Genomic DNA, 20,721 nt, shown 5'->3' with positions numbered 1-20,721 from the left:
TAGTGATAGGGGCAACGAACAGGCCCGAGGCCATAGATCCGGCGCTGAGGAGGCCGGGGAGGTTCGACAGGGAGATAGAGATAGGGGTGCCTGACAGGGAGGGGAGGAAGGAGATACTTATGATACACACGAGGAACATGCCCCTCTCAGATGACGTGGACCTTGACAGGCTGGCTGACATAACTCACGGCTTCGTTGGGGCGGATCTAGCCGCACTGGTGAGGGAGGCTGCGATGGCGGCCCTGAGGAGGGTCCTGCCCAAGATAGACTTAGAAGCCGAGAGCATACCCCTAGAGGTCCTGGAGGAGCTGAGGGTGACGAACGATGACTTCATGGAGGCCCTGAAGATAGTCCAGCCATCGGCCCTGAGGGAGATATCGATAGAGATACCCAACGTCACCTGGGAAGATGTTGGAGGGCTTGAGGAGGTCAAGAGGGAGCTCAGGGAGGTTGTGGAGCTCCCGCTCAAGAACCCGGATGCCTTCAGGAGGATGGGCATAGAGCCACCGAGGGGGGTCCTCCTCTACGGCCCTCCCGGCTGCGGCAAGACGCTCATAGCCAAGGCGGTAGCCAACGAGAGCGAGGCGAACTTCATAAGCGTGAAGGGACCTGAGCTGCTCAGCAAGTGGGTTGGGGAGAGCGAGAAGGCGGTCAGGATGATATTCAGGAAGGCCAGGCAGGTGGCCCCAGCGATAATATTCATAGATGAGATAGACTCCCTCTTCCCTAGGAGGGGAATTCACGCCGATTCGGGGGTCAGCGAGAGGGTTGTGAGCCAGATGCTGACCGAGATAGATGGAATACATCCCCTGAGGGATGTCGTCGTGATAGGGGCCACAAACAGGCCGGACCTCATAGATCCAGCCATACTGAGACCGGGCAGGCTGGAGAGGCTCGTCTACGTCGGCCCGCCGGATGCCCAATCCAGATACCAGATACTCAGGGTACTCACGAAGAGGGTCCCCTTATCCAAGGAAGTGGACCTGAGGAGGATAGCCCTCATGACTGAGAGGTACAGCGGAGCCGATCTCGCCGCCCTTGTGAGGGAGGCTGCGATGGCGGCCCTGAGGGAGGACCTTGAGGCTGATAAGGTTGAGGCAAGGCACTTCGAGATCGCGCTCAGCAGGGTCAAGCCGAGCCTCACGGATGAGATACTGAAGTACTTCGAGGAGGTCAAGAAGACCCTGAGAGCCGCCACGATACCTGAGGAGAGGAAGGAGGAGACGTACGTTTATTGACAGCTCCCGAGGGTCCAGCTGAGATCGTACGAAAATTTTTTAACTGCTTCATCCCTCGGGCCGAGGTGGTACCTTGGAACTAGCGTAGCTCACATCTCGGGGCTCAACTCGGTCCTCAGGGGGGATCTCAACCTCCCCGAGAGGGTCAGGGTCTTCGACACCACCCTGAGGGATGGCGAGCAGACACCAGGCGTCTCATTGACACCAGAGGAGAAGGTGGAGATAGCCATCGCCCTGAACGAGCTCGGTGTGGACGTCATAGAGGCGGGATTCCCGATCACATCAGAGGGTGAGGCCAGGTCCGTCAGGGAGATAGCTAAGGTCTTGGCCGAGATCTCCTCCATAAGCAGGGCGGAGGTCTGCGCGCTCGCCAGATCAAACTTCAAGGACATAGATCTCGCGATCGACTCAGGCGTCGATTCAGTTCACATCTTCATAGCGACATCCCCGCTCCACAGGGAGTACAAGCTGAGGATGACCAAGGAGGAGGTGCTGAGTAAGGCAGTCGAGGCCGTGGAGTACGCCAAATCCAGGGGGGTTAAGGTGGAGTTCTCCGCCGAGGACGCGACCAGGACGGAGCTAGATTTCCTGATAGATGTCCTCAAGGCCGTGGAGGAGGCCGGGGCGGACAGGGTGGACATCCCCGACACGGTGGGGGTGATGACCCCAGCCTCCATGAGGTACCTCATCTCCGAGGTCGTCAGGGAGCTGCGCGTGCCCGTGAGCGTGCACTGCCACAACGACTTCGGGCTGGCCGTCGCGAACTCTCTAGCCGCGATAGAGGCTGGAGCCCAGCAGGCCCACGTCACAGTTAACGGGATAGGTGAGAGAGCTGGTAACGCCTCCCTGGAGCAGTTCGTGGCCTCTTTGCACTATCTCTACGGTGTCAGAACATCCGTTGATACGACCAAGCTGAGGCAGGTCTCCGAACTAGTTGAGAAGCTGACGGGAATACAGGTCCCGCCTAACCATCCGATCGTCGGGGACAACGCTTTCTCCCACGAGTCTGGGATCCACGTCCACGGGGTCCTGGAGCACCCCGGAACATACGAGCCTCTCTCGCCCGAGAGCGTCGGAATGAGGAGGAGGATAGTGCTCGGGAAGCACACCGGGAGGCACGCTGTTGAGGAGGCCATCAGGAGGCTTGGGTACGCGGCCAGGAAGGAGGAAGTGGATGAGGTCGTTAGGAGGGTCAAGGAGCTTGGGGACATGGGCATGAAAGTTACGGAGAGGGAATTCGGAAGGATAGTCGCTGACGTCATCGGTGAGAGGGAGGGCGCCAGGATCCTCGAGGTCAGCGAGTGGCTCGTGGTCACGGGGAGCGGGGTGACGCCCTCAGCATTCATCAGGGTGAGGTTCAGGGGAAGGGACATCAGGAATCACGGTTGGGGCGTGGGACCGGTGGATGCCCTTTCAAACGCCCTCAGGTCAATTCAGGGGATCCCTCAATTCAGGCTGACCAGGTTCAAGCTGAACGCCACCAGCAGGGGCACCGACGCGAGGGGAGAGGTCTACGTCAAGTTGGAGGCTGGTGAAGTCTCATCTGAGGGTTACGGAATAAGCGAGGACATAGTCAGGGCTAGCCTTGATGCCCTGGTGGATGCCTTGAACAAGGTGATGAGCGGTGAGGACGGCCGTGGAGAAGATACTGAGTAGGGCCTCCGGCAGGGAGGCCTCCGCGGGGGATATAGTGGAGGCCGAGATAGATGTGTTCATGATACACGATCCCATGGGCGCCCTGGTGGAGGACGCCCTGAGGGAGCTCGGCGGGAGGGTCAGGTATCCGGAGAGGGTGGTGGCAATCCAGGATCACTTCGTGCCGGCGAAGGACATAGAGTCAGCCAACCTGAGCAAGAGGCTCAGGGAGTTCTGCAGGAGGGAGGGAATATCCAGTCACTACGAGGTGGGCAGCGGGATATGCCACATACTGCTCCCGGAGGAGGGGCACGTTGTCCCAGGGGACATCGTGGTAGGCACAGATTCCCACACACCGACGTCAGGCGCGTTGGGGGCGTTCGCGGTCGGCATAGGGGCCACCGAGATGGCAGCGGCCCTCTCGACGGGCAGGCTCTGGTTCAGGGTTCCGGAGACCACGCTCATCAGGGTTAATGGGTCCCTCCCGGAGCTCGTGTTCGCGAAGGACCTGGTGCTGAAGGTCATATCGATGATAGGGGTCGAGGGGGCGAATTACAAGGCCTTGGAGTTCAGCGGGGATGTGGTTGAGGGAATGCCCATGGATGAGAGGTTCGTCCTCACGAACATGTCGGTCGAGGCGGGGGCGAAGACGGCCATTATACCTCCGGATGAGATCACCTTCTCCTACCTGAGCGGCAGGGCTAGAAGGCCGATGAGACCGGAGTACTCTGATCCTGGTAGTCACTCCGATGAGATCGATCTCGATGCCGGCTCCCTAGAGCCCCTGGTCGCCTTACCCTACTCTCCGGCGAACGTTAAACCGGCTTCAGAGGTTCAGGAAGAGATAGATCAGGCCTTCATAGGCTCCTGCACGGGCGGGAGGATGAGCGACCTGATGGCGGCTGCTAGGATACTGAGGGGAAGGAGGGTGAGGGATGGGGTGAGGCTCATAGTCATACCCGGGAGCCGGAGGATATACTTTGAGGCCCTGAGGAGTGGAGTATTGGAGACCCTAGTGGAGAGCGGGGCCGTCATAGGTCCCCCAACTTGCGGCCCCTGCCTGGGAGCTCACCTTGGGGTTTTAGCGGAGGGTGAGGTGGCCGTGTCGACATCCAACAGGAACTTCAGGGGGAGGATGGGGCATGCGAGCTCTAAGGTCTACCTGGCGAGCGCCGCCACTGTGGCAGCATCAGCGATCACCGGTAGGATCACGGATCCAAGGGAGGTGATCCGTTGATCATCAGGGGCAGGGTCATGAGGTACGGAGACAATGTAGATACTGATGTCATAATACCAGCCAGGTACCTGAAGCACGGCTCCGACGCGGAAGTCCTGAGGGCCCACGCCATGGAGGACCTGGATCCCCTCTTCCGGGAGAAGGTGAGGGAGAGGAGAATAGTGGTTGCGGGGAGAAACTTCGGCTGTGGATCCAGCAGGGAGCAGGCCGTCCTAGCGTTGAAGTACTCTGGAGTCGAGCTGGTTATAGCTGAGAGCTTCGCCAGGATATTCTTCAGGAATGCTATAAACCTCGGTCTCCCCCTGCTGGAGCTCCCGGAGGCATGGGTGATAGAGGACGGCGATCTCGTCGAGGCCTCCCTGGAGGAGGGGGTCGTGCGGCTGCCGGAGAGGGGGATAACCCTGAAGGGGAGGAAGCTGCCGGATTTCATGCTTGATATGATCAAGGCTGGGGGATTGATCCCCTATCTCAAGGGGATGAGATGATGCCGAGGATAGCCTTGATCCCGGGAGACGGTGTCGGTCCGGAGGTAATGGATGCTGTGGTCCCCCTGCTGGAGGTTGTGGCTGACCACCTGAACATCCCGATGGATCTCAGGTTCTACGAGGCCGGTGATGAGACCAAGAGGAAGATAGGAGTCGCACTGCCGGATGAGACTTTTCAGGGAGTTTTGAAGGCGGATGCCACCCTCATGGTGGCCATAGGGGAGACCGCGAGGGAGGTTATACTTCCCCTGAGGCAGAAACTTGATCTTTACGCTAATCTCAGGCCGGCCAGGTCCTATCCCGTGCCAAAGGCCGTTCCCGGGTTCGATCTCACGATAGTCAGGGAGAACACTGAGGACCTCTACATAATGTCCGGGTGGAGCGGCGATGATGCTGCCGTGGATCTCAGGGTGATAACTAAACGGGGGAGTGAGCGCATATGCAGGTTCGGCTACGAGTACGCGAGGAGGAGGGGGAAGGAGAGGGTTTACGTTGTTCACAAGGCCAATGTGCTGGAGGGATGCAGGCTCTTCAGGAGGGTTTGCTCACAGGTGGCCTCGGAGGAGGGATTCGAGTACAGGGAGATGTACGTTGACAGTGCGGCCATGAGGATAGCCACTGACAGGCCCTTTGACGTGATAATAACTACCAACATGTTCGGTGACATACTCTCGGACCTGGCGGCGGCCTTCATAGGGGGGCTGGGCATGTACCCTAGCGCTAACCTGGGCGAGGGGAGGGCGATATTCGAGCCGGTCCACGGGACCGCTCCCGAACTGGCCGGGAGGAACCTGGCCAACCCCATGGCGACCATGCTCTCGGCCTCGATGATGCTAGATTGGTTGGGATACGGAAGGGGGGCTAGGTTGATTGAGGATGCCGTGAGAAGGGCCTGTGAGCTGGGGTTCGTCACCCCTGACGTAGGAGGTTCCCTCGGGACCAGGGAGGTGGGCCAGAGGGTATTGGAGATCCTGAGGTCCTTCCTCTGAAGCTCGTTCCTTCGGACCCCCAGCATATTGTTAAATTGTTTCCTCTTATCCAGATTTTTGGAAATATAATTTCAAGACTGTTGATGCGCGATGGCATCGGCGGAATGCTCGTTTATAAGCACCGGCCAGTGATTCTCCCGGATCCGCATGAGGCTGCTGAGCTTCGTTCACGGAGGGGTGAGGGATTACGGTATCCTCCTGGACGATGAGATCGTACCATCATCCGAGCTATCGAGGAGGCTCGGAAAGAGGCTTCCACCTACATTAGATGACCTCATAAAAACCGGATTGGTGGAGGATGTCATCGGCTTGGGGAATGGGACCTTCGAGGGGACCCTGAGGCTAGAGGAGGTTGAGGTAATCAGACCTATCTCTGATCCACCGAAGATAATTTGCTTGGGGAGGAACTACGCTGAACACGCTGCCGAGACGGGTAGCGAGCCTCCGAAGGAGCCCGTGATATTCATGAAACCCAGGACCTCGCTGAACGATCCCTTCTCTGACGTGATGGTGCCCGATGACTACACCTCGGAGGTGGACTACGAGGGGGAGATAGCCTTCATCGTCAGGAGGGGGGGCAGGAGGCTGAGCGAGGGGGAGGCCAGATCATCGATACTCGGCTACCTGGCCTTCAACGATGTCACAGCGAGGGATCTCCAGAGGAGGGATAAGCAATGGGTGAGGGGGAAGAGCCTGGATGGCTTCGCTCCGATAGGACCTTGGATCGATTTGAGCGTGGATTTTGAGGAGCTGGGCGTTTCAACCTGGGTGAATGGTGAGCTCAGGCAGAGGGCCAGCTCTAAGGAGATGATATTCAAACCCTGGGAGATATTGGTCACGCTCAGCAGGGGGATGACCATCGAGGCCGGTGACATCATCGCGACGGGAACTCCCGCCGGAGTTGGGGCCTTCTCAAACCCTCCCAAGCTCCTGAGGCACGGAGACATTGTTGAGGTGGAGGTTTGGGGCGTCGGAAGGATCAGGAACAGGATCGTCTTCGAGAGCATGAGATGACAGCTGAGCCCTCACAAGTCGCATTCCCATCAGACTTCCACCCCGAATGCCACCCTGACGATCCATCCCACCGCGAAGGATACCAAGGCGACGCCGAAGCTTATGGCCAGCATCTCCAGGAAAATCCTAGCGAAGGGCTGATCCTTGACGACCGACACGAAGAAGGAGAAGATTCCTATGATTGTTACAGCTATCCCTAGCATCGATGCCAGGGCCATGTAAGGATCCAAGGGAGTCATGAATGGGGATACCAGGAGGGCCACCGTCATCACGTAGGTGACTCCCGTGTAGAGTGCTCCCCTCAACGGGTTTCCCATCCTCTCCGATCTCCTGGAGAGGTACTCGGAGGCGGCCATGGAGAGACTGGCCGCCACCCCCATGACGAGGCCGGCCATGCCTATGAGCCTGGTGTTCTGCAGGGCCAATGTCAGGCCAGCCAGAGCTCCAGTTAGCTCCACAAGGGCATCGTTGAGTCCCAGTACGATGGATCCCACGTACTCAACCCTCTCCTCCCTCAGGAGCTCGATTAGTTTGTCCTCATGCCTCTCCTCCTCCTGAAGGATCGTCGCAACTTCCTGAATATCATTCATCAGCCTTCCATATTCCTCCTGAGCGAGCTCCTCTCCCCTCTCCATCAGCTTGATCGCGAAAGTCACGCCGAATATCCTGGCCAGCGCCGAGTAGAGGAGGATCCTCTTGCCGTCCGGTTTCACCTCCCTTTCAGTGTACTTCCTCAAGATTGAGTAATGCCTGAGCTCGTCCTCGGCTATTCCCTCAAGTACCTTCCTGTTCTCTCCACTTAACCTCCGGGCCAGGCTCAGGTAGATGTTATGCTCCGTTATCTCACTCCTCTGAAATTCCAGCAGAGCCTCAATGACCTCCGGCCTCAGGTCGGTCATCACCCTCACCCGGGGTCCGGAGGGATATCTTCCGTATAAGTTCATGATCGCATGCTGCCCGAGTCGATGGTCCGGCGAACCAGCCTGAGGTGCTCAGCCGACCCCCGGGATCATATGAGAGTGGATTCCATTCATTGGCGGTTACTCGCGTGAGGCATGCGCTGATGTGAACTCTCACTAAAGGTGAGTCCGCAGAGTCACTAAAGATCAATCCTCGCGCGCATTCAGGTCGTGGTGTCTGGGATGCCCACATGCCATGCCTGGATCCCATCGGAAAGTGGCCACCGTCCTAGCCTGGGATGCTGTGAGGTGAGGCTTCCGTGACAGCTTCCGTGGACCGCTTCTCTCCTGAACGCGCTCAGGTTTCCGCTTGGGGGCACCGGCCTATATGCCCCGGGTCGGAAAAAAGGAGGGAGTTGATCGTCCCTCTGGGCGAGCTAACGCCTCACCTCCTAATCCTCAGGGCGTCTAGGGCCCCCGTCAGGGCACCGAGCCCGGCTAGGATCGTTCCCACGCCGGCTGGGAGGACGAAGTTGACCAGCCATAGGTGGATCTGCTGCGTCGGGATCTGGCCCCCTGAGTGTGCACCGGGTAGACGTGCATCATCCAGCCAGCATGGTAGCCCCCGTACATCAAGGAGAGACATGCCACCAGGACGCCGGCGTTGTAGAGCAGGAAGGACAGGAGCCCGATCTTCGAGTCCACATCTCCATACACTGAGGAGAAGTAGAGGTTCCCCACAGGCCCCGCTATCAGGTACATCAGGTAACCCATGGTGAACCACATCCCCGCGCTACCGCCCGCTATTATCCTCGGGATCTCTAGGGGCTCGTAGGCTATCAGAAGCGTGATTATAGAGGCTATTATCAGGTGAATCAGCGAGGCGTATCTGAACAACCTGCCTGGACCGGGCATAATATACCCGGTTCATTGTACAACTATTGTTTTATAACTATTGCTGAACAATCGTCTAGAATAATATCGCGAGCGCGATGAGTCCGGGGGTGTCGTGTTGGAGGGGACCTCGGGAGGCAGGGTGTTCGCTCTTCTGGAGGGGATACTCGGATCATCCCCATCTGAGTTCATCGGGAAGACCTGCTCCGTACTCATGAGGGTGATCGAGTCGTCCTCGCAGGAGGGTGAGCTCCTGATATACATGTTCGGCCTTAAGCTGGGTGAGAAGGTTGGGAGGGAGATCCGCGAGGGTGATCCTTGGAGCGTCCTGTCGGAGGTGCTGAGTTACATGGGACTTGCTGAGAGCATCCATGTTGTTTCCGATGAGCCCGGAGGCACGCTGCTCCGGGTGAGGTGCACTGAGAAACACGGAAGGAAGGCCGGATGTAGCTTCGTAAGGGGGATAATAGCCGGATTCATCTCCCAGGCATCTGGGAGGTACGTCCTCGTCACCGATGTGGAGTGCCGTGATGAGGACTGCCTCCTCAGGGTCATGGAATCCCTCGAGAACGTCGATCTGGAGCCCCCCAGGGACATGATAATGGAGTACCTGAGGGCCAATCCCGGGGCTCACATGAGGCAGATCGCTAGGGATCTGGGGATGAGCCTCGGATCGCTCAGGTGGCACCTGAGCGTCCTCGAGAGGAGGGGCCTAGTTAAGGAGAGGAGGAAGGGAAACATGACAGAGTTTTACCCAGCTGAGGTCGCTCTCAAATATTACCAGAACTCATCATCCCAGGGGACATCTTGATTCTCGCAGATACGACCGCTGAAGACTATCTCGAGTATCTCCCCGGATGACCTGCTGAAGACATCCACATCACCCGAGTCGTCCTCCCTGACTGCTAGGACAACTATGCTGCATCCGTTTTCATCCTCTAGGGAGACGTAAAGCTCCTTATCATTTATCACGCTCAATTCTGGCTCCTCTTCATCCAAATCTATCCTCTCCATCCTGGCGTACCACTTCCCCCACTCGAAGGTTATGGCCTTCATCCCGAGGAACTTGGCGAGGGGTTCCAGATGCCTCAGGATCACCCTCTTCATCCTGCCGACGCCCAGGCCCAGGAGCCTGAGTGGGTCCTCCTCGACCTCTCGGGCGAACCTATCCCAGTTGATCCCTATCTGTTCCACTCCGTCCATTTCAGCTCGGTCGCTAGGCCGAGTACCAGGTAATAAGTTTTTTGGTTTCCCCGTCTGAAACGGTTATAAGCTGGGGGATCCGCGAAGGCCCATGGAGTTCAGGTACTTGGGCGGCTCGGACGTCAAGGTCTCCTCCGTCGGCCTGGGCACGTGGCAGTTCAGCGAGTCCTGGGGGGTGACGGACTACCAGACGGCTAGATCCATAGTCGAGGCTGCCTTAGAGGTCGGGATCAACCTGTTCGATACTGCCGCCGTTTACGGGAGGGGGATGAGCGAGAGGTTCCTGGGAGAGGCGATGAGGGAGCTTGGGATAAGGGAGGAAGTCATAGTGGCGACCAAGATACCTGGTGAGTTCCTATCGAGGCACGACGTCTTCAAGGCAACAAGGAGATGCCTCGAGAGGCTCAACACGAGTTACATAGATTTGATGCAGGTCCACTGGCCCCCCTGCTGGGACAACTTCCCCACATGCGAGTACATGCGCGCCCTTGAGGAGCTCGTGCACCTCGGAGCGATAAGGATGATAGGGCTCAGCGACTTCCCGCCAGAGCTCATAGAATCCGCCTGGTCCTGCCTCTCCACCGAGGACATAGTGAGCGTTCAGGTGAAGTACAACCTGGTTGAGAGGGATGCTGAGAAGGAGATAATCCCTTACGCTGAGGCAAGCAATCTAAGCGTGCTGGCATGGTCTCCCCTCGCCAAGGGAGCCCTCACTGGCAAATACACTCCGGAGAACCTCCCCAAGTTCTCCGACGTCAGGGAGGGGTCCGCCCTCTTCCACCCGGAGAACTTCACGAAGATCTACGAGCTGGTGAAGCTCCTAACCGACGTCGGGACGAGGTACGGGAAGAGCCCCTCTCAGGTGGCGCTCAACTGGTTGCTGATGGCCAGCGACAGGGTGATCGTGATACCGGGGGCCAAGACACCGTCGCAGGTGAGGGAGAACGCCGGAGCTGCTGACTGGAGGATGAGCCTGCAAGATTGGATGATGCTGGAGGAGGAGAGCGGGAGGATAAGGATAACTAGGGTGATCTGGTGATCACCCGGCCCCTCCTATCCTCTTAGTCAGTCCCTCGATCAGCCTCGAGTAGAGATCCCCGAAAGTCCTGTAAAGGGTTTTCATGAGATCGTAGGCAGTTATCATGAGGAGAACGGCCAATCCCAGGTATATCAGCCTGGATATCCACTCTCCGAGCAATTGCATCGCTATCCTAGGCAAGTAGACCCAGAGGATGGAGCCTATCGTCATGTAAATGAGATCCGTTACGATCCTTCCCAGCGTCGTCCTGGTCACACCTATCCTCTCAGCGAACCTATCGGAGGCCATGTCGAAGAGCCCCTTGAGGGGCACCAGTATCCTGTAACCGAAGTATATCGTTATCAGGAAGTCCAGGGAGGTTAGGAGCAGCTCTCCCCTTATCAGGAGGTCCTCACTAGATATGAGGGTGACGTCGGAGATCACGGGGGAGAGGATCCTCACAAGCAGCAGAGCTACAATCATCCTGAAGAGGTTCGATAATATCTCCCTCAAAATGACGCTCAGCTCACCCCTCTCCATTGAGAGCTCGGGAAGCGGTTTCCTTCTCTCCGGCATCCTGAGGCTCCTTGGCTCCCTGAGATCCCTGTATGCCAGGTAGACTGATGCGGCCAGGTAGATCAGGGGAACCGTGGAGAGGTACCAGAGGGCCAGCCAGGGTTGTGAGAGGGAGCATGCTAAGAATATGATGAATATCCTGACGTCCCTGGTCGCGGGTATCGACCTGAGCATGCGGATCCTCACACCAGCTCCCGCCAGGCCCGAGGTGACGTAGCTCACCAGTACGCTGTTGGCCGAGGCCAGTATCGGGAGCAGAAGGGCGGATCGCCCCAGGTCAAGTGAGAGGGTCAGTCCAGCGACGAGGGCTACATCGGAGACCCTGTCCATGAGGGAATCGAGGAAGCCACCTAGTTTCGATGACCTCTTGAATAGCCTGGCCACCTCCCCGTCGACGCCGTCCAGTAGCGATGCGACCTGCGCCAGCAGTCCACCCAGGAGGAGGCTCCCCTCGGCCAGGAGAAAGGCTGCTATCAGGCAAAGGATGGAGGAGAGCGATGATATGATCGTTGGATTTACCCAGATCCTCCTCCTGTAGAGCATCAAAGATATCCTGGTGGATATGGGCCTGTTCAGATACCTGGACACGAGCCCGTCCTCGGGCTTGACGAGCTCCCTCCTCAGGATCTCCCAGTAGAGCTTTCTGGCCCTCTCTAGATCCTCCGGAGTGTCCACATCCTTCCAAACCTTCCCGGTGACGTTCACGTAATCAACATCGCCCGATGAGGCGGCCATGTTGAGAGCATCAGCTATCCTAGCCTGGGGCCCCTTCTCCCTCACGGTGGCCCTTATGTAATCCTTGGCCCTCCCCCTGCACATTATGAGGCCCGTATCTATGCCGTAGTGCGGGGGGACCTCCTTGCCGGTCAGGACGACATCTCCCTCCCTCAGCAGGAGCTTCAGCCCTTCTATGGTCTCGGATCTGGACGGACTCCTGTCCAAGCATACTGTGAAGGCCCTATCGCTCCAGTGATCGATCAGCTCCTCCAGGATGGATTGCTCGAATATGTGGTCGGACATTACTATCAGGAAGTCATCACCCACCCTATCCAGGGCCAGGGAGACCGTGTACAGGTTTCCGAAATCCTCCAGATCCGTCAGTATAATCTCGGCCTCCTTGCCAATTCTCCCCTCAATCAACTCCTTGAACTCAGGCCTAGTGACTATCAAGATCCTCTCAGGCCTTAACTTCCTGATCCTCTCCACTATGTGATCCAGGATCGTGACTCCGGGCTCCAGCTCGAAGAGAGTCTTGGGTATCCCACTTGAGTATCTTCCCATTCTAGATGCGACCCCGCCGGCGCATATTATCACTGAGACCATCTTAATTCACGCTCACATTCGGCTGATAATAATATAAGTTGTTCCCTCGGAATGAGATCGCCCCATCAGAGCCTCTAAGCTCGCATCCTTGCGGGTTCGATGAGTCATCAGATGCTCATGAGAGTGAGCTCCCTCGGACAGTTCAGCCTCAGGGGGTTCTTCTCACCCAGGCCCCTGCTCACGTAGAGGTAGCTTCCCCCCACATTGAAGAGCCCGCTCGCGTACCTGGTCCCGTACCTGCTGGGGGTCCAGAGGGGACCTATCACGGGTAGGCAGACCTGGCCACCGTGCGTGTGACCGGCCACCACGATCTTAGCTCTGGGTCGGAGCTCTATCACATCAGGGGTGTGAGAGAGAAGCAAATCAAGATCCCCGAGCCTCTCCAATGCCTCCGAGGCCTGCTCATCCTCTGTGTACCAGTCTAGCCCCCCGATCCTGAGCCCCATCTCCTCGGTGGCCTCGTTCAGGAGCAACCTCACACCGGCCCTCTCGAGCGCCTTCACCCCAACCTCCAGCGGTATCCTGGGACTCGCCCAGTGCTCGTGATTGCCGAGCACCCCGAACTTGGGCCCATCTATCCCTTCAAGGATCTCTATCAGCGGCTCCAAGTCCCTGGTTCTCTCATCATATGAGTCCCCCAGCACGAAGACGACATCAGCCTCCTTAGATAGATCGACCACGAGCTCCCTGATTGTCTCCTCCCTCCTCCCCCACCCGTGGACGTGCAGGTCAGCCAGCAGCATCGCATTCAATCCCATTCCCAAATTCAAGTTGACCCTGATAACCTTTGGCGCGTAACTCCTGAGTATTTTGTAGATCCTCATCGTGACATCATCCCTCTAGGTCAGACACGCCTCCTCCCAATCCTCAGCCCCATGACCTTCGCGAACACCCTGGCCTCGTGAATCTTCCTCCTCGCCAGGAACCACTCTAGGGCTTCCTCGGCCTCATCCTCACCGATCGGGTTGTCCCTCATGAACTCCAGAATGCCCTCCCTTATCACCTCATACCTCTGACCCTCGCTCAGGTTCCTGAAGCCCCTGAGCCTGCCGGTGACGTTAAGGTAGTGGTGAGCCCTGCGCGCCCACTCGCTCATGAGCCTCCCCAGGAGACCCGAGGGGAGAAGATAAGCTTAATGCATCATTTGATCCTCCTCCTGAGGAGGTAGACCACCAGCAGCGCTAGAGCCACGGGTATCAGCACCAGCACCATGCTGTCCCCCTGGGTAGACTTCCCCCTCTCTATTCCCTCCCCTAGCGATCTGACGATCCTATCCAGCTTATCCGGGATGCTGCTCCCCTCCAAGGGGGAGGGGATGTTCACCCTCCTTATCCCGAACTCCTCGGATATCTCAATGGCCTTCAGGTTCGCTTGGGTTCTCTCATCACCTACAGTGACCACCAAGTCTATCTCCCCGCTCCTGGCAGCTCTATAGATCTCAGAGAGCTCCGAGGGGGTAACAGGAAGGCCCTCATCCTTCATCAACAGGAACCTCACCCTCACGCCGAGCCACTCCAAAGCGTACTGCGCCATCGGAGTCGAGGCTAGAGCCGTTGCGTTCATCCTGTGGGCCTCCGCCATCATACTCCTAATCCTCTCCTCCACTTCCAGGTAATTCCTATCATAGGTCTCGGAGCGGGACGGGTTCAGCTCCTTCAGCACATCCCTGAGCTCCCTCATGAACGCCAGGTAATTGAGGGGATCGTAGATGGGCATGTGATAGTTAGGCTGGCCCGTCGATGGGTTCTCGTATATCCTGATCCCCTTAACCGATGGTATCTCCATCAGCCTCGCCCTCACACTCCCCTCAGAGACCATCTTCCTCACCGAGACCTCGAAGGGAGTGTGGGCCGTAGAGACTATGAGATCGGCCCTCCTCAGCTTCTCGATATCCCCGGGCCTCAGCTCGTAGTCGTGAGGATCCAGACCCGGGGGGACCAGGTAGTCAACCTCGTCATCAGCGCATGCTATGAGCCTAATGTCATGCACCAGATTGCTGAAGGTGACCACTATCCTCACACCACCTCCACCGGCGCTTATGGGGGATGAGCCCATCACCAGCAGGAGTATTAGGAACGCCGGGACTGCTCTGCTCATCGAGCCCTTGCCTGCTGTGCACATCTTTATAAATATGTTCATGGAAATGTGCACGATGCAGTCGATACGAGCTGAGGATCTATCGGTCAGCTACGGAGAGGAGATCGTGTTCAGAGGAGAGAGCTTCGAGTTCATCGGTCCAGGGCTTTTCCTGGTGATAGGACCCAATGGAGCCGGGAAGACCACTCTCTTCAGGGCTTTGCTCGGTCTGATCGAGGTCAAGGGCAGGGTTTACATGAACGGTGTGGAGGTCACAGGAAGCCCTGAGAGAGCTGGCAGATTCGCCGGATACGTCCCTCAGCTGGGGATTCTTAGCCCACCCTTTCCCTTGAGCGTCAGGGAGCTCTTGGAGTCCGCTGCGATCCTCAGGGGAGGGTCCGCCGGGCGTGAGGTGGGGGACGAGGGGAAAGCATCCATCGAATCCCTTGTCAGGGATCTTGGTCTCTCGGAGATCATGGAGAGGCCTTTCCAGCAGCTGAGCGGGGGACAGAAGCAGAGGGTCATGCTGGCGAGGGCGCTCATCCGAGACCCCCCGATATTGATAATGGACGAGCCGCTGACGGCAATGGACCCAACCGGAAGGGAGAATCTCATCAGGATCATCTTCGAACTCTCAGAGAGAAAGCTCTTACTGGTGAGCAGCCACGATCCCACACTGTTCATAAATAGGGCGAAGGCCTTGGTTGCCCTGAACAGGGGGATAGTCGCCATGGGACCTCCAGAGGAGGTCCTCAGAGAGGATGTGATGAAACGAGTCTACGGTGGAAACGTCTTGCTCGTAGAGAGGTGCCTCCATGTGGTGGATTACCATGCCGTTTGAGCTCATCTTAGACTTCAGGTGGTTGGTCGTTATATCCCTCTCCTCCATGGCCTTCGGCGTGGTCAGCCCCCTGGTTCTATCCAGGAGGCTCCTCTTCCTGGCCGGTTCCCTCCCCCATTCGGCCCTGCTCTCGGCCATCCTAGCTATAATCTTGGACAGAATCCTCAGCATCCCTCACCAGATGGGCTCCCTCATCCTCAGCATCGCGATGGTATCCTCAGTCTTCTACATGGTATCCAAGGGCGTGAGGCCCGATGTAGCCACTGCAGCCTTCCTATCCCTCACGGTCTCGCTCACCGCGCTCTCCCTCTACTACGTGATAACGGGCTTCCCATTGAGGGAAAGCCTCTGGTCCTACTTAGTCGGTGACCCGCTCCTGGTGACCTGGGATGACGTCAGCTACGCTGCCCTCATATCCCTCGCGATCCTCGGGATCAACCTGCCCGTCCTGAGGAAGCAAGCACTGATAGGGGCGGATAGGGACTTCGCAAGGATATCCGGAGTTAAAGTGGCTTTTTATGATGCCTTAGCCGCCATATCCCTGGCAATCGCAACAGTAGGACTCCTTAGGATCGTCGGCTTCGTGCTGGAGCATGTGATGATCATGCTCCCTGCCATAACGGCCGCCTCACTGGCGAGGAGCCTGAGGGAATTCATCCTCTTCTCTTTCACTATCTCCCTCTTGGGAGGGCTCGCCGGCCTGATCCTGGGACTCCTAACCGGTCTATCACCATCTGGCTGCATCGGTTTGACTATGTTCTCCGTTTATCTGATCTCCATGCTCGGAAGGGGGGGAAGATGAGGAGGAGGTTCGGCGTCTCCATCCCAAGCGAGCTGCTCGAGAAGCTGGATTCCCTATCCAGGGAGCTTATGGTCAGCAGGTCGTCCATCATAGAGGAGCTCATAAGGGAGGCGATAGATGAGAGGTCCCACCTCCTCAGGCCTCATAGGTGCAGGGGAGTCCTTATAGTCATCTCGAGGACCCCGGAGGGGGCATCCAAGGTGCTGGAGAAGTACAGCAGCTGCATAGTGTCCAGGAGCCATCATCACTCCGAGGGCTGCTGCGTCGACATAGGCTTCTTGGAGGCGGATTCCAGCGAGATAATCAGCCTGAGGAGGGAGCTCAAGAGGATCAAGGGGGTCTCGGAGAGGTATCTGCCGCTCGCCTGCATCCGATGAGGTCGGGATCGTGAGGAGACCCAGGAACTTCTCATTCATAGATCAGCAAGTCGCCGGCTCATCTTTGATAAGCTCCGAGGAGGAGGTCGACTGGCTGGCGGCGAACGGTATAACTGTTGTGATCTCGCTGGTCGAGCCGGGACGTGATGTGAGGAGGAGGCTCGCGGAGCTCGGGGTGGAGCACCTCCTCTTCCCGGTGGAGGAGTTCGAGGCCCCTCCCATCGAGGTCCTAGCGAGGATAGTGGACATCATCAGGGAGAGGGTGGATGCCGGGAGGAGGGTGCTCGTCCACTGTCTCGCCGGCTGCGGTAGGACGGGGACCGTGCTCGCTAGCTACCTGATCTCCAAGGGGATGACACCAGAGGAAGCTCTCTCACACCTAAACTCCAGAAGACCTTGTTCCATAGAGAGTCAAGCTCAATACAACGCCCTGTGGCATTACTACACATACAGATCGCTCCTGAGCGATGATCGCACTAGAGGGTCCCCAGCAGGAGGATCGAGGAGAGCCCCGCCGTGTGCAGGAGGCACATGATGAGGACCATCTCCCTCACCCGCAACCTCCTCACTGATGCCAGGAGCGCGGCCCCCAGCTCCGTGGGAAGGGGGGATGCTATGAGCAGGCAGGCGAGCGATATTTTGAGGGTCTCGCCCTTGAATCTGGGGGGCAAAATGCCCAGGATCATTTGGACGATCCTCTCCCTCGCTAGCTCGGATATCTCACCATTAATCTCCTCCCTCATGAGGTAGGAGAGGATGAGATCCCCTATGAGGGCGCCGAACCCGGCCATAGCTACTCTCAGGATTGGATCCTGTCCCCCGGCCATTGTGAGCAAGGTCAATGTGGCGATACCTGCGGTGAAGGAGTAAACGTACAGCAGCCCTAGCATCACCATCCCGAGGTGGCCCAGCCTCGCGATCAGCTCCGGTATCCTTAGGCCGGGGACCAGTATCATGGCTAGAAGGTAACTCAGGATGAGAAGCATGATCCTAGGATACTTGACCTCTCTCCCGGCTCTCCCGAGGATCTGGAGTCAGTTAACGCTCATACCGCTCCGCTCCATCGGCGTCGATGCTATATATAAGTTTATCCTCCGGCGGCGCTGAGCGAAATCCTTAAGTAGTTGGATCCCCGGACGTCCGGGTGCTCGGCATGGGAGGCCTCTTGGTTGTGAGGTTGGATGAGGCTTTCCTAGGAGGTGTCAGCTTTTCGGGCCTCCAAGGTGATCTCCTTTGGTGTTGACTGCTCCTACTTCTGGGGTCCGTGCCTTGAGAGACTCAGAAACATTCTCCTCGGCCTGAGGGAGGAGGAATTCTACGAGCTCGCGAGGCCACTCGCTAGGCTCGACTGGGTGGACTGCTACGCTGACAGGTGGACCTTGGCAGCCGTGGGATGGGGCCTGGCGCCAACGGCCTCCTCCCTGACCAGAGCGAGCATAACAATAGCGTCCCACCCCATCTTCAGGCACGGATATCTCTCCGAGCTCGGAAACCCCCACGAAGACTTCGGCTCTGCGGTGAACGCGGCCATGAGGTTCAGCCTCGTGATGAAGGACAGGCTGGCGATAATATCGGACGTGAGCACAGGGATGAGGGGAGTCAACCAGTACCTCCCCGGGGACAGGATCAGCGTGGACTGGCCCAAGGAGGAGCTCATATTGGTAGCTGAGAGCCTACCCAAGGAGCTGGATCATGAGCTTGAGGCCTATGGAGAGGTCAGCAGGAATTGGAACAGGCTTGAGGATGCCACTGCTCTCGTCATAAGGACCGATAAGAGGCTAGGGAGTGAGGAGCTCTCAAGAGCCCCCATGCTCAAGCTGATAGTGACGGCGACGCACGGTCTCGATCACATAGATACGGATGAAGCGAGGAGGAGGGCCATCATAGTTGAGAGGGTCCCAGTGAGAGCAAGAGCCGTCGCAGAACTCGCTTTGGGGATGATATTGAGCCTCAGCAGGGGGATATGCCTCTCGGACAGGTTGATGAGGGATCGCTCCTGGGCAAAGGGGAGGGTGAGGTGCTTCGAGCTGGCGGGCAAGAGGGCCGGGATAATATCTATGGGGATCGTAGGAAGCGAGATCGCCGAGCTCCTCAGAGGGATAGGGATGAGCGTTGACTACTACGATAAGTACAGGGCTGGTGGGAGGGAACTCGAGAGACTGCTGAGGGAGAGCGATGTCGTGGTCCTGGCCTCACCCCTGACCGAGGAGACGAGGGGGCTCATCGGGAGGAGGGAGATCTCCCTCATGAAGGATGGAGCCATCCTGATAAACGTGGGCAGGGGGGAGCTCCTGGATCTGGAGGCCGCTGTTGAGGCCCTGGACTCCGGTAAGCTGGGGGGCCTTGGCCTTGACGTTTTCCCTAGGGAGCCGCCCTTCGGTGACCCCGTCTTCGAGAGGCTCCTGGGTTTCGACAACGTGATAATGACCCCCCACATAGGTGGAACCAGCCGGGAGTCCGAGAGGAGGATCGTTGAGGAGGTCACCAGGATATTCGGGAAGTGGATGGGATCGAGATACGGCCTGATGGATGGCTTGGAAATGCCTGATCGAACTAGCGCCTCAGTCTCCTCGAGAAAGCCCTCTTGAATCCCTCAACATCCATCTCAAACCTCTGCTCCTCAACGTTCCAGAGCTCAACGGGGACCTGCCAGCTGGAGGGCCCCAAGGAGGAGGCCAGCTCCAACCTCTCGATCCTGTCACCGAGGAAAGTGCTCAAAGCCCTCATGAACGGCCCCACCATTCCCCCGCTCAGGAAAGCCACCCCCGTCACCCCGCGCAGCTCACCCTCGGTGAAAAAGAGCGCCACGGATGAGACGCTCGAGATGGCCCTCTTCACCCTCAGGAAGTCCTTGAACGGCACATCAATTCTCATGATGACTCCCTCCCCCAAACCTAAGCCCGTTGGGAAGTAACCCTTCACCACTATGCCCGCCCTCCTGTACTTAGCGAACCTCTCGGCCGGGTTAGGTATCCCCATGCCCCTCATGTGATCCCTGGACACCCTACCCCTCTCCTCTACCTCCTTAAGGGCAACCATGTCCTTATCATCAAGCCTGATGGATGGTTTCCTGGGTCTGGAGAGTTCTAGTATGCTCAGAGGGGTGTCTCCAGCCGATTCATACCCTTCCAGCATCCTCTCCATTATGAGCTCGGGGGCGATGTGCTGGGCCGGGAGCAGGTCGAAGCTGAGGGCGACCCTCTTACCCAGCCTCATCCCATCACCGCTCAGCCCCTCAAGAGCTCCCTCCAGGTGCTGGGGGACGAGTAAGTTAACATAGTAAGTATCACTTGAGGTCACGAGAGCGGAGTATGTGAAGGGAAATTCGTCCAGGAAAGCTAGCTCCTCATCCTCAGGATCCTCGATCTCCATTATATAGGTGGACAATCCCAAGTTGGAGGGATAGAGCACGTAGGGACCCACTATCACGCCCTTGCTCACCAGCACCCTTATCGCCCTGGAGACGGAGGCAGGGGACTGCTTGCTCTTCACGGCAAGCCTCTCTATCTTCGATTCCCCTCCATCCTGGAGCACCTGCAGCAGCGAGTTGAGCGTCCTCGCCTCCCTTTTGCTCATGCGGATCGAGGGATATCCCCTAACCGCCAGGAATATCCTCAGGAAGGTCCTTGCGCTTATCCTCCCCTCCAGCCTCCAGCGCCTAAGGAGGAGCTTCACGATGCCCTTGATGACTGAGGGCGAGCTTCCGGGTTCTATTGGGAGGAAGTCATCCGGGGCCCTGTAGGCAGGTAGCGTCCTTAGCCTGATCTCTGACGGACATCTCGACCAGAGGGCCAGGTTCCCAGCGTAGTACCAAGCTATGTCATATAGCTGGGGGAAATCTGCCTCCGGTAAAAACCTGATGAAAGCCTCCCTCCTTATTATAGCATCTATCTCCTCCTCACTGAGCCTTCTATCGATTATGAGAATCCCCCTATCCTCAATAACGTGATTTCTAGGGCATTTGGAGGTATGAACCTCACCCAGAACTATCCTACTGGGAATACTCCTTACTGGGTTCTCATTCAGGAGGAATCTGATGTCCTCAACTTCCCTCAGGAATTTCCTAGTCAGCTCGTCAGTTTTTTCAGTTTCGGGAGATGGCACGATGATTGGT

22 protein-coding genes are annotated in these 20,721 nt (G+C 57.7%); 13 read left to right on the top strand and 9 right to left on the bottom strand.

The window, feature by feature from the left end; translation table 11 throughout:
- The 6 genes from BA066_01210 to BA066_01185 form a co-directional block, all read left to right on the top strand.
- The coding region (locus BA066_01210; GenBank protein ID RDD54100.1) for an AAA family ATPase at positions 1-1,238 on the top strand (1,238 nt) is incomplete at its 5' end.
- Positions 1,239-1,331: 93 nt separating this feature from the next.
- Positions 1,332-2,894, top strand: a complete 1,563-nt coding sequence (locus BA066_01205; protein RDD54099.1) for a 2-isopropylmalate synthase — start codon at positions 1,332-1,334, stop codon at positions 2,892-2,894.
- Entirely contained in the window at positions 2,863-4,110 is a 1,248-nt protein-coding gene (locus BA066_01200) for a 3-isopropylmalate dehydratase large subunit (protein ID RDD54098.1), read from the top strand. Before BA066_01205 ends, BA066_01200 begins: the two co-directional genes overlap by 32 nt.
- Before the next feature lie 17 nt (positions 4,111-4,127).
- Positions 4,128-4,595 carry a 3-isopropylmalate dehydratase small subunit gene (leuD, locus tag BA066_01195; GenBank protein ID RDD54104.1) on the top strand — a complete coding sequence of 156 codons (468 nt, stop codon included), beginning with the start codon at positions 4,128-4,130 and terminating at the stop codon, positions 4,593-4,595.
- A complete protein-coding gene (locus BA066_01190) occupies positions 4,595-5,584 on the top strand; it encodes an isocitrate/isopropylmalate dehydrogenase family protein (GenBank protein RDD54097.1) in 990 nt (329 codons plus the stop codon). The genes leuD and BA066_01190 overlap by 1 nt, the downstream gene beginning before the upstream one ends.
- Before the next feature lie 147 nt (positions 5,585-5,731).
- Positions 5,732-6,598, top strand: a complete 867-nt coding sequence (locus BA066_01185; GenBank protein RDD54096.1) for an FAA hydrolase family protein — start codon at positions 5,732-5,734, stop codon at positions 6,596-6,598.
- A gap of 29 nt (positions 6,599-6,627) precedes the next feature.
- Here the strand turns inward: BA066_01185 and BA066_01180 are convergent, their stop codons facing one another.
- The gene (locus tag BA066_01180) at positions 6,628-7,497 is read right to left on the bottom strand and encodes a rubrerythrin family protein (GenBank protein ID RDD54103.1); all 870 of its coding nucleotides are present in this window, start codon (positions 7,495-7,497) and stop codon (positions 6,628-6,630) included.
- Between the two features lie 498 nt (positions 7,498-7,995).
- The gene (locus BA066_01175) at positions 7,996-8,412 is read right to left on the bottom strand and encodes a hypothetical protein (GenBank protein RDD54095.1); all 417 of its coding nucleotides are present in this window, start codon (positions 8,410-8,412) and stop codon (positions 7,996-7,998) included.
- 574 nt (positions 8,413-8,986) lie between these two features.
- Between BA066_01175 and BA066_01170 the strand changes: the two genes are divergently transcribed.
- Positions 8,987-9,202, top strand: a complete 216-nt coding sequence (locus tag BA066_01170; GenBank protein RDD54102.1) for a winged helix-turn-helix transcriptional regulator — start codon at positions 8,987-8,989, stop codon at positions 9,200-9,202.
- Here the strand turns inward: BA066_01170 and BA066_01165 are convergent.
- A complete protein-coding gene (locus tag BA066_01165; GenBank protein RDD54094.1) occupies positions 9,169-9,594 on the bottom strand; it encodes a hypothetical protein in 426 nt (141 codons plus the stop codon). The two genes, BA066_01170 and BA066_01165, sit on opposite strands and share 34 nt — an antisense overlap.
- Before the next feature lie 91 nt (positions 9,595-9,685).
- On the opposite strand from BA066_01165, the gene BA066_01160 reads away from it, so the two are divergent.
- Positions 9,686-10,633, top strand: coding sequence for an aldo/keto reductase (locus BA066_01160; GenBank protein ID RDD54093.1), 948 nt, complete (start codon positions 9,686-9,688; stop codon positions 10,631-10,633).
- Here BA066_01160 and BA066_01155 read toward each other — a convergent pair whose 3' ends face one another.
- The 4 genes from BA066_01155 to BA066_01140 all read right to left on the bottom strand — a co-directional run bounded on the left by BA066_01155 (position 10,634) and on the right by BA066_01140 (position 14,650).
- Complete coding sequence (locus tag BA066_01155) at positions 10,634-12,511, bottom strand: hypothetical protein (protein RDD54092.1); 1,878 nt, start codon at positions 12,509-12,511, stop codon at positions 10,634-10,636.
- Between the two features lie 107 nt (positions 12,512-12,618).
- A complete protein-coding gene (locus BA066_01150) occupies positions 12,619-13,335 on the bottom strand; it encodes a metallophosphoesterase (GenBank protein RDD54091.1) in 717 nt (238 codons plus the stop codon).
- 20 nt (positions 13,336-13,355) lie between these two features.
- Positions 13,356-13,607: a hypothetical protein gene (locus tag BA066_01145; GenBank protein RDD54090.1), complete on the bottom strand. Its 252-nt coding sequence runs from the start codon at positions 13,605-13,607 to the stop codon at positions 13,356-13,358.
- A gap of 44 nt (positions 13,608-13,651) precedes the next feature.
- Entirely contained in the window at positions 13,652-14,650 is a 999-nt protein-coding gene (locus BA066_01140; protein RDD54089.1) for a hypothetical protein, read from the bottom strand.
- Between BA066_01140 and BA066_01135 the strand changes: the two genes are divergently transcribed.
- Genes BA066_01135 through BA066_01120 form a run of 4 tightly spaced genes read left to right on the top strand, consistent with a single transcriptional unit; the run spans position 14,481 to position 17,142 of the window.
- Positions 14,481-15,428, top strand: coding sequence for a metal ABC transporter ATP-binding protein (locus BA066_01135; protein RDD54088.1), 948 nt, complete (start codon positions 14,481-14,483; stop codon positions 15,426-15,428). The genes BA066_01140 and BA066_01135 overlap by 170 nt on opposite strands.
- Complete coding sequence (locus BA066_01130) at positions 15,403-16,230, top strand: metal ABC transporter permease (protein RDD54087.1); 828 nt, start codon at positions 15,403-15,405, stop codon at positions 16,228-16,230. Before BA066_01135 ends, BA066_01130 begins: the two co-directional genes overlap by 26 nt.
- Positions 16,227-16,607 carry a ribbon-helix-helix domain-containing protein gene (locus BA066_01125; protein RDD54086.1) on the top strand — a complete coding sequence of 127 codons (381 nt, stop codon included), beginning with the start codon at positions 16,227-16,229 and terminating at the stop codon, positions 16,605-16,607. The genes BA066_01130 and BA066_01125 overlap by 4 nt, the downstream gene beginning before the upstream one ends.
- On the top strand, positions 16,582-17,142 hold the full coding sequence (locus BA066_01120) for a hypothetical protein (GenBank protein ID RDD54085.1): 561 nt from the start codon (positions 16,582-16,584) through the stop codon (positions 17,140-17,142). Before BA066_01125 ends, BA066_01120 begins: the two co-directional genes overlap by 26 nt.
- On the opposite strand, the gene BA066_01115 is transcribed toward BA066_01120, so the two are convergent.
- Positions 17,084-17,563, bottom strand: coding sequence for a hypothetical protein (locus tag BA066_01115; GenBank protein ID RDD54084.1), 480 nt, complete (start codon positions 17,561-17,563; stop codon positions 17,084-17,086). The genes BA066_01120 and BA066_01115 overlap by 59 nt on opposite strands.
- 267 nt (positions 17,564-17,830) lie before the next feature.
- On the opposite strand from BA066_01115, the gene BA066_01110 reads away from it, so the two are divergent.
- Positions 17,831-19,195, top strand: coding sequence for a hypothetical protein (locus BA066_01110; GenBank protein ID RDD54083.1), 1,365 nt, complete (start codon positions 17,831-17,833; stop codon positions 19,193-19,195).
- On the opposite strand, the gene BA066_01105 is transcribed toward BA066_01110, so the two are convergent.
- Positions 19,161-20,711 carry a hypothetical protein gene (locus BA066_01105; GenBank protein ID RDD54082.1) on the bottom strand — a complete coding sequence of 517 codons (1,551 nt, stop codon included), beginning with the start codon at positions 20,709-20,711 and terminating at the stop codon, positions 19,161-19,163. The genes BA066_01110 and BA066_01105 overlap by 35 nt on opposite strands.
- Positions 20,712-20,721: the final 10 nt, after the last annotated feature.

This window comes from Candidatus Korarchaeota archaeon NZ13-K, assembly GCA_003344655.1.
GTDB lineage: Archaea > Korarchaeota > Korarchaeia > Korarchaeales > Korarchaeaceae > Korarchaeum.
The sequence above is the reverse complement of the archived record's forward strand: the minus strand, read 5'-3'. Positions and strand labels throughout refer to the sequence as shown.

Bases quoted from the DNA above. Each gene is read 5' to 3' on its own strand.
- BA066_01135 (RDD54088.1), top strand. From the start codon at position 14,481: ATGAGCCTAATGTCATGCACCAGATTGCTGAAGGTGACCACTATCCTC.
- BA066_01190 (RDD54097.1), top strand. From the start codon at position 4,595: ATGCCGAGGATAGCCTTGATCCCGGGAGACGGTGTCGGTCCGGAGGTA.
- BA066_01155 (RDD54092.1), bottom strand. From the start codon at position 12,511: ATGGTCTCAGTGATAATATGCGCCGGCGGGGTCGCATCTAGAATGGGA.
- BA066_01130 (RDD54087.1), top strand. From the start codon at position 15,403: ATGTGGTGGATTACCATGCCGTTTGAGCTCATCTTAGACTTCAGGTGG.
- BA066_01175 (RDD54095.1), bottom strand. From the start codon at position 8,412: ATGCCCGGTCCAGGCAGGTTGTTCAGATACGCCTCGCTGATTCACCTG.
- BA066_01145 (RDD54090.1), bottom strand. From the start codon at position 13,607: ATGAGCGAGTGGGCGCGCAGGGCTCACCACTACCTTAACGTCACCGGC.
- BA066_01185 (RDD54096.1), top strand. From the start codon at position 5,732: ATGAGGCTGCTGAGCTTCGTTCACGGAGGGGTGAGGGATTACGGTATC.
- BA066_01125 (RDD54086.1), top strand. From the start codon at position 16,227: ATGAGGAGGAGGTTCGGCGTCTCCATCCCAAGCGAGCTGCTCGAGAAG.
- BA066_01115 (RDD54084.1), bottom strand. From the start codon at position 17,563: ATGATACTGGTCCCCGGCCTAAGGATACCGGAGCTGATCGCGAGGCTG.
- BA066_01150 (RDD54091.1), bottom strand. From the start codon at position 13,335: ATGAGGATCTACAAAATACTCAGGAGTTACGCGCCAAAGGTTATCAGG.
- BA066_01140 (RDD54089.1), bottom strand. From the start codon at position 14,650: ATGAACATATTTATAAAGATGTGCACAGCAGGCAAGGGCTCGATGAGC.
- BA066_01165 (RDD54094.1), bottom strand. From the start codon at position 9,594: ATGGACGGAGTGGAACAGATAGGGATCAACTGGGATAGGTTCGCCCGA.
- leuD (RDD54104.1), top strand. From the start codon at position 4,128: ATGAGGTACGGAGACAATGTAGATACTGATGTCATAATACCAGCCAGG.
- BA066_01170 (RDD54102.1), top strand. From the start codon at position 8,987: ATGATAATGGAGTACCTGAGGGCCAATCCCGGGGCTCACATGAGGCAG.
- BA066_01160 (RDD54093.1), top strand. From the start codon at position 9,686: ATGGAGTTCAGGTACTTGGGCGGCTCGGACGTCAAGGTCTCCTCCGTC.
- BA066_01180 (RDD54103.1), bottom strand. From the start codon at position 7,497: ATGACCGACCTGAGGCCGGAGGTCATTGAGGCTCTGCTGGAATTTCAG.